The organism is Bradyrhizobium sp. LTSPM299 (genome assembly GCF_000938235.1).
GTDB lineage: Bacteria > Pseudomonadota > Alphaproteobacteria > Rhizobiales > Xanthobacteraceae > Bradyrhizobium.
Window position 1 is genome coordinate 581,863 of record NZ_JYMU01000049.1, and the last position, 13,373, is coordinate 595,235.

Sequence of the window (13,373 nt, forward strand, 5' to 3'; positions counted from 1 at the left end):
TGCATGCCACCGACGGACCACTTGTCCTGTCCCAGCCCGGTTTCGCATCGGGTGCGATCCGAACGACCCACGAAAGCCTGCCGCTCCTTCCACTTTGCCGCAGCGAAAGTCCCTGACTTTCTGACCATCGTCACTTGCGCGGCGACCTGCGATTCGCGTATGAGGCGCATCCTGCCATTTCTGCAACTCACATTTTGAGAAGCAATCATCCGATGTCCAACGCCACCCTCGACGCCAACAAGGCGCTGGTGCTCGCGCATTGCGAGGCCGTGACCAACCGCCACGATCCCGACGCGATCCGCACCCAGCTCACGCCCGACTTTTTCGACCACGCCTCGGGCAAGATGATGAGCGCCGACGAGGTGAGCGCGCATTCGGCGCTGCTGCATGAGAGCTTCGCCAACCTGTCCGTCGTCGCCGAATGCCTGGTCGCCGAGCGCGACATCGTCGCCGGCCGCTTCATCTGGCGCGGCATCCACCGCGGCCCGTGGCGCGGCATCGCGCGGACCGGCAGGCACGTCGAATTCCGCGGCATGACGTTCTGGCGTGTCCGCGACGGTAGGATTTGCGAGCGGTGGGCGGAGATCGATTTTGCGGAGGCGGAGCGACAGCTCACGACCTGAGCAAAATCTGCAAAACTCCGCCCCGCTGCGACCGTGATCTGCCGCCACCTTCGGTCGCGTGCATCACCCCTTACACGGCAGACCGAACGTCCCGAACGCATCCCGAGCGCTGCGGCCAATTGGCCGCCGCTGCGTCGCTTCATCGCCGGCGAACATCGTCTTGGCCTGGTCATGGCCCGGCGGCGCTGGACATCGGTGCTTTACGAATTCCTGCGCTTCGGCGTGAAGCAGGCCTGGGCCTGCCTGTTCGGCGGCATCGCGGTGGCGCTGATGATCGGCAGCTGGCGCTACTATCCAGCGAACGCGGCGCTCGCGCGCTACGATTTCCTGTTTCTCTGCATGCTCGCCGTCCAGATCACGCTGCTCGCGGGACGGCTCGAGACCTGGGAGGAGGCGAAAATCATCCTGATCTATCACCTCGTCGGCACCGCGATGGAGATCTTCAAGACCTCGGTCGGCTCGTGGATTTACCCGGAGCCGAATTTTTTCCGGATCGGCGGCGTGCCGCTGTTCTCCGGCTTCATGTATTCCTGTATCGGCAGCTACATCTGCCGCTGCTGGCTGCTGTTCGCCGCGGCGGCGATCCTGTTTTTTCGCACCCAAATCTATTTTAAGGTCTGCCACGCGGATCGTTCGATGCCGCTGCTGCTCGGGCTCGTGCTGGTGTCGCTGTTCATCTGGTTTTCCGAGAACATCGGAACCTTCACAAAAACCTGGCTCTATCCGTCGCAGCGGCTCGGCTGGTCGATGGTGTCGCTCGACAAGCTCGGCTCCTGGTTTCTGCTCCTGATCATCAGCTACAAGTTGGTCAGCCTGGTCAATGCGCCGAGGGAGCGGGCGGTCTGTAATGACCGAGCCGATCTGCGGCGGCGGGATGCCGCGGATACACCGGGTGCGGCACGTGTCCCGACGCTTTGACTGCATCGTTTCCCCCGTGGCATGATCGGCGACGCGAAGCAGGGGGAATTTTGTATGCTCAGGTGTCGTTCGGCGGTTGTACTCGGCGCCTTGCTGCTCGCCACACCCTCCTACGCCGCCCGCTGCGGCGGCAATTTCGGCACCTTTGTCCAGTCCATCTCGCAGGAAGCCGCTGGGGCCGGCATCTCGCAGGACGTGATTTCGCAGGCGCTCGGCGGCGTGACGGAGGATGGCAGCGTGCTCGCCTTCGACCGGCGACAGCGCTACACCTTCAACAAGACGTTTGAGCAGTATGTCTCGACCCGTGTCGGGCCCGGCCGCATCAATGGCGGTCGCGCGCTGTTGCAGCGCCACGCCGCGCTGCTGGCGAAGATCGAGGCGCAGTATGGCGTGCCGCGCCAGATCCTGGTCGCGATCTGGGGACTGGAGACCGATTTCGGCAAGGGCGACATGGGCAAACTGCCGGTGTTCCGTGTGCTCGCCACCATGTCGCACGATTGCCGCCGCACCGAACTGTTCCAGGGTGAATTGCTCGCCGCGCTCAAGATCCTGCAGCGTGGTGACCTCCGCCTCAACGACATGATCGGCGCCTATGCCGGCGAGATCGGCCAGACGCAATTCCTGCCGTCGTCCTACATCAAGTATGGCGTCGATTTCGACGGCGACGGTCGCGTCGATTTGCGCCACTCGGTGCCAGATGTGCTGGCCTCGACCGCGAACCTGCTCCACACCAGCGGCTTCAAGATGGGCGCGCCCTACGGCGAAGGCACCCCCAATTTCGAGGCGATGCGCGAGTGGAACCGGGCGGTGATCTATCGCAAGACGATCGGGTATTTTGCGGATCAGTTGATGGGGCGGTGAGGGCGGGCGGGCCATCTCCACCGTCGTCATTCCGGGGCGCGCCTCTTGGCGCGAGCCCGGAATCCATCGGGCCGCATAGTTTGTGGATGAATGGATTCCGGGCTCTCGCTACGCGAGCCCCGGAATGACGAGGGATAGAAATCGCCCTTGTCCCCGCCTTCGCGGGTGACGACACTGGTTACTTGGCTACAACCGCCGCCACCTTCGCCGTCGCCTTCTCGATCTGCCGCTGCATCACCTTCCAATACGTGCCGGGACGGAAGCGTTGCAGCAGGTCCATGAATCTTGCGTCGTTGCCGATCAGGATGCGCGGCTGGTTCTTCTCGATGCCGGCGATGATGCGCAGTGCGGCCGCGGTCGGCGTGGTCCTGGCCAGCGCGTCGAACCGCTCGATCGATTGCACGCGGCGGGCGTTGTCGGTGACGCCTGCGCCGGTGCGCGAGTTGCGCACGATGTTGGTGGCGACGCCGCCGGGATGCACGACCGAGAGCTTGACCGGGCTGCCCGTTATCGCCAACTCATGCCGCAGGCTCTCGGAGAAGCCGCGGACGGCGAATTTCGCCGCGCAATAGGCGCTCTGGCCGGGCGGCGCGACGATGCCGAAGATCGAGGAGATGTTGACGATATGGGCCTCGCGCTGCCGCGCCAGCTGCGGCAGGAAGGCGCGCGTGCCGTGCACCACGCCCCAGAAATTGATGTTGAACAGCCACTCCATCTGCGCCTGCTCGATTTCGCCGAACTGGCCGAGCAGGGCGACGCCGGCATTGTTGATGACGATGTTCAGCGCTGGATGCGCCGTCACAGCGGTTGCCGCGAACGCCGCGATCTCCGCGGGCTCGCTGACATCGGCGCGGTGCACGCTGACCTTGCGCTGGCTCGCTTTTCCGATCTCGGCGGCGAGCGCCTGCAGGCCGGCCTCGTCGCGATCGGCCAGCGCGAGGTCGCAGCCGCGCAGCGACAGTTCAAGCGCAAGCGCGCGGCCGATGCCGCTGGCGGCTCCGGTCACAGCGGCGGCGGATCCACGGATCGCGGTCATGGGAAGGCCCCTCCATCTGAACAGCAGTTCCTCATAACGAAGTTGTCAGCGCAGGCCAACGGCGGAGTGCCGGTGCGCCGCTTCCTCCAGCGGGGACGGCGTGATATTTCCGGCTGATGTCCCGCCTGTGGTCGCTCATCGCGCTTGTTATGGTCATCCTGGCGTTCGCGGCCTCCGCCGCGACAGCGCAGACGACGGTCAATTTCCCCTCACTCAACGGCGCGACCGACCTGATCGGCTATCTCACCCGCCCCGAAGGCGATGCGCCAAGGGACACGCCAAGGCCGGCGGTGGTGCTGATGCACGGCTGCTCCGGCCTCAACGACAAGAAGGGCCGCATCCTTGGCCTCTACCGCGCCTGGGCGCGGGCGCTCGCGGTGCAAGGCTATGTCACCCTGATCGTCGACAGCGCGACGCCGCGCGGCCTCGGCCAGACCTGCTCGCGCGGGCCCGACAGCCGCAGGATGTGGCGCGACCGTCCCAAGGATGCCTATGGCGCGTTGCAATATCTGCAAGCGCAGCCCTTCGTGAAGGCCGACCACATCGCTCTGATGGGCTGGTCCCAGGGCGGCGGCGTGACGCTGCTCACCATCAACGACAAGAGCATCGGCCGTCCCGCCACGCTGGCGCAGGATTTCGGGGTCCAGAACTTCAGGGTGGCGGTGTCGTTCTATCCCGGCGCCTGCGCCGATCAGTATCAATCAAAGCCGTACACGGACGTCGAGCCGAACAGCTGGACCACCAAAGTGCCGCTGCTGGTGTTGATCGGTGAGGCCGATGTGTGGACGCCCTACAAACCGTGTTCCGACTTCATCGCGACGGCAAAGGCGCGCGGCAATCCGGTCGAGCTGAAGAGCTATCCCGGTGCCGTCCACGCCTTCGATGCGCCCAATCTGCCGCGTAAGGAGCTGCCGGAGTATCAGATGCGCAACGGCGCGATTCCGGTGATCGGGACCGACCCCGAGGCGCGCAAGGATGCGTTTCCGCGCGTGCTGGACTATCTGAAGCAACATCTGGACTGAACGCACAGGGGATCTTGAGATGACTCTGTCCTTCCTGCTGACGACGCTGATCGTGGTCGCCTCGCCCGGCACCGGGGTGCTCTACACACTGGCGGTGGCGCTGACGCGGGGCTCGAAGGCGAGCGTGGCGGCGGCGGCATTCGGCTGCACGCTCGGGATCGTGCCGCAGATGGTCGCGGCGATGCTCGGGCTTGCCGCCATCCTGCACACCAGCGCGGTGGCCTTCGCGGCGCTGAAATGGTGCGGCGTGGTCTATCTGCTCTACATGGCCTGGCAGGCGCTGCGCGAGCGCGGGGCGCTGTCGGTCGATACCGAGGTCAAGCCGCGCTCGAGCGGGCGGGTGATCGTCACCGCCATCCTGATCAACATCCTCAACCCGAAACTGTCGATGTTCTTTCTGGCCTTCCTGCCGCAGTTCATCGCGGTCGACGAGGCCCATCCGCTGGCGCGGATGGCCGAGTTGTCCGGGGTGTTCATGGCGATGACCTTTGCGGTGTTCGCCATCTACGGGCTGTTCGCGGCCTCGGTGCGCGATCGCGTCATCACACGGCCGAAGGCGATGGCGTGGCTGCGGCGCAGCTTTGCCGCCGGGTTCGCCCTGCTCGGCGCCAAGCTCGCCTTTGCGGAGCGCTGACCGCGTACCGTGCGGGGGACGCAAGCAATGAAAAGCAGGCAATAAAAAAGCAGGCATTGCGCCTGCTGCTTTCGAGATCTCATTTTCCGGACTGGGTGCCCGGGCAGGGCAAAAGCCGCTACCCGGGCGATGTCGGTTTACTTCTTGGCCTTCTTCTTCTTGGTGGCCTTCTTCGCCTTCTTCGCCTTCTTCGCTTTCTTAGCCATAGTATCCTCTCAGGGTTTAATGGATTGAACGCGACTCCGAGGCATGCTTGGCGGAGGGCCAGCCTCGCAACATCCTCAATAACAAACTCAGCAGATTCGCAGGCTGCTGCCGCGTGCTGTCACGCCGCTGTCATCACGTTATCCACAGCTGTTATGCGTTTTCGGGACCTTTTTCGCGAAGTTCGTCACGACACCAGCAAAAGCTTGAGCGTCCGCGTCATGCTTAACGTTGCGCAAACGTCGCGTGCGCGGTCTTCATCAATTCAAAACCACAGCATGGATTGGCGGGCGGCGGGTCAGAGTCCGTTAAGCGGCGCGGCCGCATCTTGTCGCCAAGACAACGGGGATTGTCGTCGGAGGAGCGCCTCAAGGGCGGGCGGGTCGATAACAGGGGAGGCGAAGCCCAAAGGGCTCGCACGAAAGCGATGTTGAGCGTTCCGACGCTTTGGACGGTGTTCGTCATCAATTTTCTCGCGCTCGGCCTGATCTGGGCCTATGTGACGCGCAGCTATCCCGCATTCGGCGCGGCCCGGTTTTGGACGGCGTCGGCTTTCGCCGCGGCCGGCGGCGCCGCCTGCGCAATGCTCCGCGTGGTCATGACGGACTCGCTGCTGCCGCTGCTTGTCGCGGGTACGCTCCTGGTCCTTGCCGCCTGCCTTGCCGAGATGGGTGTCAGGTGCTTCTACGGCCGGCTTGTGAGCTGGCACGCGACCGTGTTGATCAGCGCTCTCGCCTTCGCCGGCCTCGGTATCTTCATCTTCGCCTATGACAGCATGCCGATGCGCATCGTCGTCTATACGGCCGCGCAGGTCGCACCGATGGCGCTGGCGGTGAAGTTGCTGCTGGCGCCGGAGAACGGACGCGTCTCCCCGGGTGCCCGGCTGGCTGCGATCGTTGCCACCGTGATCATCGCCACCTATGGCCTACGCCTGGTCGGCGCCCTGGTGCAGCCGGGTGAATTCTCTTACGTTCGTTTCAATGCCAGTCAGGCGCTCGCCATCCTGGTGCTGGTGTTCCTGTCGATGGCGCTGAATTTCGGTTTCCTGCTGATGGCGATGGACCGGCTGCGCAACGAGGTCGCCGACCTCGCGCTGCTCGACGACCTCACCGGCGTCGGCAACCGCCGCCATCTGCTGCAGCGGCTCTCCGAGGAATGCGCGCGCTCCGAGCGCAGCGGCGAGACGTTCGCACTGCTGGTGATCGATCTCGACGGCTTCAAGGCCGTCAACGATACCCATGGCCACGCCGCCGGCGACGCCTGCCTGCAGCATTTCACCTTGATGGCGCAGACCCGGCTCCGGCCGGGCGACATGCTGGCCCGCACCGGCGGCGACGAGTTCTGCATCGTGCTGCCGTCCTCGACGCTACGCGAGGGCGGAATGATCGCCCGTCGCGTGCTGGAAGTCGTCCGCGCCGACGCCGAGCAGTGCACCGGTAAGGACATTCCGATCGCGATCTCGATCGGCGTCGCACAATGGAGCCGCGAGATCGGCCTGCATCCCGACCGGCTGATGGCCGCCGCCGACCACGCGCTCTACGACGCCAAGAAGGGCGGCAAGAACGGCTACGCGACCTTCGAGCCAACAGCGCCGACGCTGGCGCCGGACATGGTCGATCTGCTGCGCAGGCGCGCGTGAGCGTGCTATGGCGTGGCGGCACCGGATCTGTCCGCATGACGCTTCGCCTCGTCGCCGCGCTCTTCGTGTTCGGCCTGTCTGCGCCAGCCTCTGCTGAAACGCCCGATCTCGCCAGCATTGCGCGCGCGAAAGGAACGCCCGACATTCCCGGGCTGAAGATGGTGTGGCTATCGCCTTGGGGCGACGTCGCCAAATCCCACACCTGGCGCAACATCATCGTGCACCAGACCGAGGGCCCGGCCGGCTCGGCGCGCTTTGGTGCCGCGGAGCAGCACAAGAATCCGACCCGGCGCGGCGTCATGGTCTGGGTCGAAACCGACGGTACGGTCTATTGGGCGGTCGCGGAAAACCTGGTTCCGACCCACACCGACGGCGCCGATCGCAACGACAACAAGTACATCGACAACAGCAAGACCTATCACCAGGTGAACAAGGACACCTCGATCGGCGTCGAGTTCGCCGGTAATTTTCCCGACGTCACCCGCGGCCCGACCGAGGCGCAGATCGCCGCGTGGCGGGTGCTGGTGAAGGTGCTGCGCGCGCGCTACGGCATCCCGCTCGACCGCGTCTATGCCCACAACTGGATCGACTTCAAGGACGCCCGCTATTGCGAGGGCTGCGCGCTCGCGACCATGGCGCGGCAGTGGGGCGAGTAGGGCGCGTACTCACTAAGATCCGGGACGCCCGCTTTCGGGTGACGAAGCGGAAACCCGACCCGACCTCAGGGATATCGTCGTCTGACCCATAGCCGACGTTCAGAGAACAGCGCGCAAACCAGGTGTTCGCTGGGCCACAAAGCCGACAATGAGAAAGCTTGCCAGGATGCCGCCCAGACTGGCGAGCGCGAATTTGAGGCCGATGGAAGCAGGTAAAAAGTGCAGCAAACGCGTAGTCGCGACCAAGATCGGCGCGTGCAAGACGTAGACGCCAAACGCATTGCGCGTGAGGAAGCGAGCGATGGGTCCTTGGCCGTCAAAGCGGTCTCGGTAGAGGACGATTGCTCCTAACGAGAGAGCAAGACAGGTGAATGAGCGCCAGGCGTCGATGCCGGCAGCCTGCCAGTGCCAGCCGCCGCCATAGGGGGACACGTCGCCGCTCATGGCACCGCCCGCAGCGACCAGGACGATCCACATCGCACCACCAACCCAAAGGCCACTCCACAACCAACGCCTTCCGACACATGATGGTATCTGGCGCAACCAGTCACCTTTCCATGCGGCAATTCCGGCAGCATACATGAGCGGGTATTGCGGAAAGTCGTGTACATCGATGTTGAGAACAGTCGTCGCGTTCGGAAAAGTAGCGCCGACGATAAAGGTCACGATGGCAATCAGGGCCGCGTAACCTAACACGGCCCTTGCCGAAGGCGGATGCTGCGGAGCGAACTGTATCGGGCGCGCCTGGCACAGCACGGCGTAGGCGGCCGAGAACAGGAGAAGTACAAGGCAGAACCATAGGGGTCCCGAGCCGTGGAGTAGTTCCCCTGAACGAAGGTGCAGCCACCAGTCCTGGATGAACGTTCGCAGTGGGTTCGACCGCCACGACCCTGCGACGAAATATTCGGTCAGCGGACCGATCAAGGTCATATAAAGCAGCAATGGCAGGCCAAGTCTCTTTAGCCGCTCGCGGATGAAGCTGCGGACGCCATTGCGTGCAACGGCGCCGGCCGAAAAGAAGCCTGCTATGCCGAAAAGCAAACCCATTGCCACCGCGTGCTGGAAGGATTGATAGGCAGCGAAGGCAATCTTCGCTCCGATACCCAGTTCGGGATGCTCACGGTAGTACCACGCGCCAAAAGGCGAGTAGGTCACGGCCGCGTGCATGACGACGACCATGCTGATCGCTGACCAACGCAGGTTGTCGATGTATAAAAGGCGATGGCTCGGCCTCTCTCCAGGCATGACCTGTCCTCCGGTTTGCGCCGGGATCAGGCCTTATGCCGAGGTCGGGGTCTTGCCAGAAGTCGCGTCCGACCTGGCTGATTCTGGCAAAATATGGCCGATTGCGGAATCGGCCAGTGCGCGACGGCGGAACTCAGTGGGCGTTTGGCCGGTTTGACCCTTGAAGGCGCGGTTAAACGGACCGATCGATCCCCAACCGGCATCGAGGGCGATGGTGAGGACCGGCACGCGCGATTGCGCAGGATCAGACAACGCCTCCCGCGCCTCTTTCAACCTGTGCTCGTTCACGAAATCAGTGAAATTCCGATAGCCGAGGCGCTGGTTGATCGTTCGCCGGAGACGATATTCAGGAACGCCCAACTGCTCGGCCAGTCGATCCACCGAGAGGTCCGAGTCGCGGTAGGCGCGGTCTTGCCCCATCGCCCGCCGCAGCCGCTCCGCCAGTTGGCGCTCCTCCGCGCTCATTTCCGGTGCCGCGATGGGGATCGCAAGGCCCCCTCGCGCGGCCGGCGCCGGTTCAAGCGTTGGCTCAGGCATGACGGCACGCAGACGTATCATAGCGGCGACGATGGCCAGGCCCAGCACGGCCGAGAGACCGGGGAGCCAGCTGACGCCGGCTGCGTCGAGCATCGTTGTTGCCAGAATGACCAGACCCACAGCGCAGGCGAAAATGATCCTGAAGCGTCGTCGCCCCTCAACCAGGTCTGCTTTACGTCCTGCAAGTACCCGAGCGGTTTCGACGACGACCACGATGAGCGCCGCAGCATGCGTCGCATTCCACGCCAAGCTTGAGCCTGACAAGGTTGCCACGCCTGCGAGCGGCAAAAGAGCAACGAAGACCGCCCACCGCGATCGCGTCGACTGGGATGCATCACCGAAGATTGTCTCGGCCCACGCAACGAAAACGCCGGCGATTGAGTTGCTGAGAATCCGCAGTGGAATGACCCACCAGACCAGCCCTTCGTGTATTCCGGGAGCTGTTTCGATGAGGAACGCTATTACGCACAGGTCGAACAGCAGTGTGGCGCGACCGATCGGTGATCGAAGTGTGCCAGGAAGACCAATGATCGCAAGTAAGCCGAGCAGCGCCAATGCGCCGCCTCGGAACCCGGTTTCGAGCAGCATTGGCGGACCTCCAAAGCCTATCTCGCTTGAACAATAACCGGATGCAAGGCCTCGAGACACTGCGAGAAGCCGATTGGTGCATCGATGTGCTTCTGACCGTCCGGTTGCGAATGTCGCCTGTTGGCCCCTTAGCCGACCTGGCGCGTTAACGACGCTCAACGATTTCCAGCCTGAGCCAAATCCCTTCGAAGCTTGTTAAAATTTGCTGGGTACCTCTTCCAAGCAAGGGACGAAGGGAAGAGAAGATATGGGCAAGCGGGCCAAACGTGGAAAGACAGCGACGCTCGCAGTACCAGTGGCGGGAAGAGTGGCAATTGGCGCCGTGGCCGCCGCCGCATTGGGCTACGGTTTGCTGTCGCACCCGGCGAATGTTCAATCGATACCGAAACCGTCCGTGCACCAGGTTCTGGCCCCGTCGGCTCCAGCCCACGTAGCGACTCCGGTTCTTGCTTCAGCGCCGCCTCCGGTTCCAATCCCGGTTCCGAAGCCTCAGGTTGAAACACCAAAAGCCGCTGAGGGTCCCGGACGATTTGTTCGGCATGTGGTTGACTACGTCAGCCACCAGACGCCAGGCACCGTCGTCATCGATACCGGAAACACATTCCTTTATCTCGTTCTGAACGACCAGCAAGCGATGCGCTACGGCATCGGTGTCGGCCGCGCAGGTTTCGCATGGTCCGGTGAACAGACCGTGGCGCGCAAGACAGAATGGCCGGATTGGCGTCCGCCTGCGGACATGCTTTCGCGCCAGCCTTATTTGCCGCGGTTCATGGCAGGCGGTCCCGGTAATCCGCTCGGCGCTCGGGCGATGTATCTGGGCGAGACCGAATATCGAATTCACGGCACCAACAAGCCCGATACGATCGGGAAGCGGGTTTCGTCCGGCTGTATCCGGCTGACCAATGAGGACGTCACGGACCTTTATGAGCGGGTGAAAGTCGGAGCCAAAGTGATCGTGCTTCCGGCCCCCGCTGCCAATCCGTCCCAGGGAGCGCCGCCCGACGCTGCCTTCCGATCACCGGATCCGGCGCCGTCGTCGAACCGGCCGCCGGCAACCAACGCGCAGGTGCAATCATCTCGACCGAAGATGGCCGAGGCCGAGTGACTCGATCCCTCTGTCCTGGTCGACAACTGCAGGCGGATTTGTGGGTACACGCAGCTTCGTAGGATGGGTGGAGCAAAGCGATACCCATCAACCTTGTTGCCGCGCGGTGGGATGATGGGTATCGCTGCGCTCCACCCATCCTGCAGACTGGATCGACGTCAAGGACGCCGCTATTGCGAGGGCCGCGCGCTTGCGACGATGGCGCGGGAGTGGGGGAGTAGAGCACGTACTCATTAAAATCCGGGACGCCCGCTTTCGAGGACGAACCCGACCCGACCTCAGGGATATCGTCGTCTGACTCAAAGCGGACTTGGCCAAGCTCTTGCTGACAACCGTTACGGAAAGCTCGCCACCACTTCGATCTCGCCGACAATAGCCGCATTGAAGGCGTCAAGATGTTCGGCCGGAATCCAGTATTCCTGATGCGATCGCCCTCCGGCGTCCTGCACCTCGAAGCGTGACAGATAATCCCGCAGCACGGCGAAGCGCGTGACAAAGCCGGAGCCGCTTGCCGGTACATTCCAATCGCGCGCGATCCTAATGGCGTATTCTTCGGTTAGCACCGGATAAAATATCGGCTGCTCGGGCAACCGCGGCGGAAACGCACGCATGCCGCTCTGGCGAATGAGTTCAAGCTCCTGCGGTCCGACCGGTCGCCAGAGCGTGATGATTTCTGCGCTATATAGCGTTGGACTCCCGCCGAACCTTTTAACGAGGTTTTCGCAGGCCGTTTGACCAGCTTTCTTCGCCCAAGTCTCGGCGTGTTCGATCTCGGGCTGAAGTCTTTCGAGCGCCTCACGGTTCCACAATGTGCGCTCTGCACCAATTGGCAGTGCGTCGGTTTCGCTATCGATAGCCAGGAATTTGAAAAGGTCAGCGTCCATCTCCGAAAGGTTGGCCTCTCGGCCGAGATGCCAGATCGAGCGCGCCCCTTCGATGTAGGAAAGCTCGCCATCGAGAATCTGACGGGCAAGCTCACCGATTTCCCTTCTGGCGACGTCAATTTCGTTGGGGTTCACGCGGCGCGGTCCTGTTCGCTTTATTCCAGTCCCGACAGCGTAACTCCGCCATCTTCTTTTTCAACCGTAGCGCTTTGTCAAAGGGTGGGCGAAAGCTTCCGCTTTTGGCCCTAGCCGATATGACCAAGTGCGCCTGTTTTGTCCGCCCCCGAGGCTAATGCGGACATTCGTCGGCAGGCGGATTTATGAGTACACGCCTTCGATCGGGGTGCGTGTATCACCGGACAAAAACAAAAAGCCGGCGTTGCCGCCGGCTTTCGTATCTGTTGGCTGGTTTCCGCGAAGATTAGTGCGCGGCTTCCAAAGCTGCTTCCTGCCGTGCGATCGTGCCCTTGACCGCGGACTGCACCTTTTCAAAGGCGCGGACCTCGATCTGCCGCACGCGCTCGCGCGACACGCCGAACTCGGCGGCGAGGTCTTCCAGCGTCATCGGCTCATCCGCCAGGCGCCGCGCCTCGAAGATGCGACGTTCGCGCGGGTTGAGCACGCCGATCGCACCGTTGAGAGCCTGCCGGCGGTGATCGAACTCTTCGCTTTCCGCCATCACGGCTTCGGCGTTGGGCGAGTTGTCGACCAGCCAGTCCTGCCATTCGCCGGCTTCGCCATCGTCGCGGATCGGGGCGTTGAGCGACGCGTCACCGCCGAGGCGGCGATTCATGTCGACCACGTCCTGATCGGTCACGCCGAGGCGCTTGGCAATCAGCTTCACCTGGTCGGGGCGGAGATCGCCCTCTTCCAGCGCGGAGATCTTGCTCTTCGCCTTGCGCAGGTTGAAGAACAGCTTCTTCTGGTTCGCGGTGGTGCCCATTTTCACGAGCGACCAGGAACGCAGGATGTACTCTTGTATCGACGCCTTGATCCACCACATGGCGTAGGTGGCGAGACGGAAGCCCTTCTCGGGCTCGAATCGCTTCACCGCCTGCATCAGGCCGACATTGCCTTCCGAGACGACCTCGGAGATCGGCAAGCCGTAGCCGCGATAGCCCATGGCGATCTTGGCCACGAGCCTGAGATGGCTGGTGACGAGCTTATGCGCCGCGTCGCGATCGTCATGCTCGCGCCAACGCTTGGCGAGCATGTACTCCTGCTGGGGCTCCAGCATGGGGAACTTGCGGATCTCGGCGAGGTATCGGGAAAGACCGGATTCTCCATTGAGAACCGGTAACGTAGCTGTACGGGCCATTCGTGCGCCCTCCAGTGGTTCAGGCCCCCGATAGCGGCGGGCCCGGCAGGCGGCCGCTGTGTTAAAGCCGGCCGTACTGCGATGTTCCGCGTTGGATATTCAA

The 13,373-nt window shown here is 63.2% G+C and carries 13 protein-coding genes; 8 read left to right on the plus strand and 5 right to left on the minus strand.

The genetic code is table 11. The features are described 5' to 3' along the window. Positions 1-212 precede the first annotated feature (212 nt). Genes UP10_RS26005 through UP10_RS26015 form a run of 3 tightly spaced genes read left to right on the plus strand, consistent with a single transcriptional unit; the run spans position 213 to position 2,402 of the window. Complete coding sequence (locus tag UP10_RS26005; RefSeq protein WP_050043804.1) at positions 213-623, plus strand: ester cyclase; 411 nt, start codon at positions 213-215, stop codon at positions 621-623. Positions 624-656: 33 nt separating this feature from the next. After that, complete coding sequence (locus tag UP10_RS26010; RefSeq protein ID WP_245321851.1) at positions 657-1,541, plus strand: DUF817 domain-containing protein; 885 nt, start codon at positions 657-659, stop codon at positions 1,539-1,541. Positions 1,542-1,595: 54 nt separating this feature from the next. Continuing rightward, positions 1,596-2,402, plus strand: coding sequence for a lytic murein transglycosylase (locus UP10_RS26015; protein WP_044590136.1), 807 nt, complete (start codon positions 1,596-1,598; stop codon positions 2,400-2,402). A 178-nt stretch (positions 2,403-2,580) separates the two neighbouring features. Here UP10_RS26015 and UP10_RS26020 read toward each other — a convergent pair whose 3' ends face one another. After that, positions 2,581-3,438, minus strand: coding sequence for an SDR family NAD(P)-dependent oxidoreductase (locus tag UP10_RS26020; protein ID WP_044590014.1), 858 nt, complete (start codon positions 3,436-3,438; stop codon positions 2,581-2,583). 116 nt (positions 3,439-3,554) lie between these two features. Here UP10_RS26020 and UP10_RS26025 point away from each other — a divergent pair, with 116 nt between their 5' ends. The 4 genes from UP10_RS26025 (at position 3,555) to UP10_RS26040 (ending at position 7,593) form a co-directional block, all read left to right on the plus strand. Further along, positions 3,555-4,460, plus strand: a complete 906-nt coding sequence (locus UP10_RS26025; protein ID WP_044590015.1) for a dienelactone hydrolase family protein — start codon at positions 3,555-3,557, stop codon at positions 4,458-4,460. Between the two features lie 19 nt (positions 4,461-4,479). Further along, positions 4,480-5,094, plus strand: a complete 615-nt coding sequence (locus tag UP10_RS26030) for a LysE family translocator (RefSeq protein WP_044590016.1) — start codon at positions 4,480-4,482, stop codon at positions 5,092-5,094. Positions 5,095-5,725: 631 nt separating this feature from the next. After that, complete coding sequence (locus tag UP10_RS26035; RefSeq protein WP_044590017.1) at positions 5,726-6,937, plus strand: GGDEF domain-containing protein; 1,212 nt, start codon at positions 5,726-5,728, stop codon at positions 6,935-6,937. Positions 6,938-6,972: 35 nt separating this feature from the next. After that, the gene (locus UP10_RS26040) at positions 6,973-7,593 is read left to right on the plus strand and encodes a peptidoglycan recognition protein family protein (RefSeq protein ID WP_044590018.1); all 621 of its coding nucleotides are present in this window, start codon (positions 6,973-6,975) and stop codon (positions 7,591-7,593) included. A 99-nt stretch (positions 7,594-7,692) separates the two neighbouring features. Here the strand turns inward: UP10_RS26040 and UP10_RS26045 are convergent, their stop codons facing one another. Together UP10_RS26045 and UP10_RS26050 are read right to left on the minus strand one after the other, a co-directional pair. After that, positions 7,693-8,838 (minus strand): acyltransferase family protein, encoded by a 1,146-nt coding sequence (locus UP10_RS26045; protein ID WP_082077248.1) that lies wholly within the window; start codon positions 8,836-8,838, stop codon positions 7,693-7,695. 33 nt (positions 8,839-8,871) lie between these two features. After that, positions 8,872-9,963 (minus strand): helix-turn-helix domain-containing protein, encoded by a 1,092-nt coding sequence (locus UP10_RS26050; RefSeq protein WP_050043806.1) that lies wholly within the window; start codon positions 9,961-9,963, stop codon positions 8,872-8,874. Positions 9,964-10,210: 247 nt separating this feature from the next. Between UP10_RS26050 and UP10_RS26055 the strand changes: the two genes are divergently transcribed. Next, the gene (locus UP10_RS26055) at positions 10,211-11,068 is read left to right on the plus strand and encodes a L,D-transpeptidase (protein WP_044590020.1); all 858 of its coding nucleotides are present in this window, start codon (positions 10,211-10,213) and stop codon (positions 11,066-11,068) included. Positions 11,069-11,403: 335 nt separating this feature from the next. Here UP10_RS26055 and UP10_RS26060 read toward each other — a convergent pair whose 3' ends face one another. Together UP10_RS26060 and rpoH are read right to left on the minus strand one after the other, a co-directional pair. Further along, positions 11,404-11,679 (minus strand): hypothetical protein, encoded by a 276-nt coding sequence (locus tag UP10_RS26060; RefSeq protein ID WP_245321871.1) that lies wholly within the window; start codon positions 11,677-11,679, stop codon positions 11,404-11,406. Between the two features lie 694 nt (positions 11,680-12,373). Beyond that, on the minus strand, positions 12,374-13,270 hold the full coding sequence (gene rpoH, locus UP10_RS26065; protein ID WP_044539017.1) for an RNA polymerase sigma factor RpoH: 897 nt from the start codon (positions 13,268-13,270) through the stop codon (positions 12,374-12,376). Positions 13,271-13,373: the final 103 nt, after the last annotated feature.

Coding starts and splice junctions, on each gene's coding strand:
- UP10_RS26005 (WP_050043804.1), top strand. CDS start 213: ATGTCCAACGCCACCCTCGACGCCAACAAGGCGCTGGTGCTCGCGCAT.
- UP10_RS26015 (WP_044590136.1), top strand. CDS start 1,596: ATGCTCAGGTGTCGTTCGGCGGTTGTACTCGGCGCCTTGCTGCTCGCC.
- UP10_RS26020 (WP_044590014.1), bottom strand. CDS start 3,438: ATGACCGCGATCCGTGGATCCGCCGCCGCTGTGACCGGAGCCGCCAGC.
- UP10_RS26025 (WP_044590015.1), top strand. CDS start 3,555: ATGTCCCGCCTGTGGTCGCTCATCGCGCTTGTTATGGTCATCCTGGCG.
- UP10_RS26030 (WP_044590016.1), top strand. CDS start 4,480: ATGACTCTGTCCTTCCTGCTGACGACGCTGATCGTGGTCGCCTCGCCC.
- UP10_RS26035 (WP_044590017.1), top strand. CDS start 5,726: ATGTTGAGCGTTCCGACGCTTTGGACGGTGTTCGTCATCAATTTTCTC.
- UP10_RS26040 (WP_044590018.1), top strand. CDS start 6,973: ATGACGCTTCGCCTCGTCGCCGCGCTCTTCGTGTTCGGCCTGTCTGCG.
- UP10_RS26045 (WP_082077248.1), bottom strand. CDS start 8,838: ATGCCTGGAGAGAGGCCGAGCCATCGCCTTTTATACATCGACAACCTG.
- UP10_RS26050 (WP_050043806.1), bottom strand. CDS start 9,963: ATGCTGCTCGAAACCGGGTTCCGAGGCGGCGCATTGGCGCTGCTCGGC.
- UP10_RS26055 (WP_044590020.1), top strand. CDS start 10,211: ATGGGCAAGCGGGCCAAACGTGGAAAGACAGCGACGCTCGCAGTACCA.
- UP10_RS26060 (WP_245321871.1), bottom strand. CDS start 11,679: ATGCGTGCGTTTCCGCCGCGGTTGCCCGAGCAGCCGATATTTTATCCG.
- rpoH (WP_044539017.1), bottom strand. CDS start 13,270: ATGGCCCGTACAGCTACGTTACCGGTTCTCAATGGAGAATCCGGTCTT.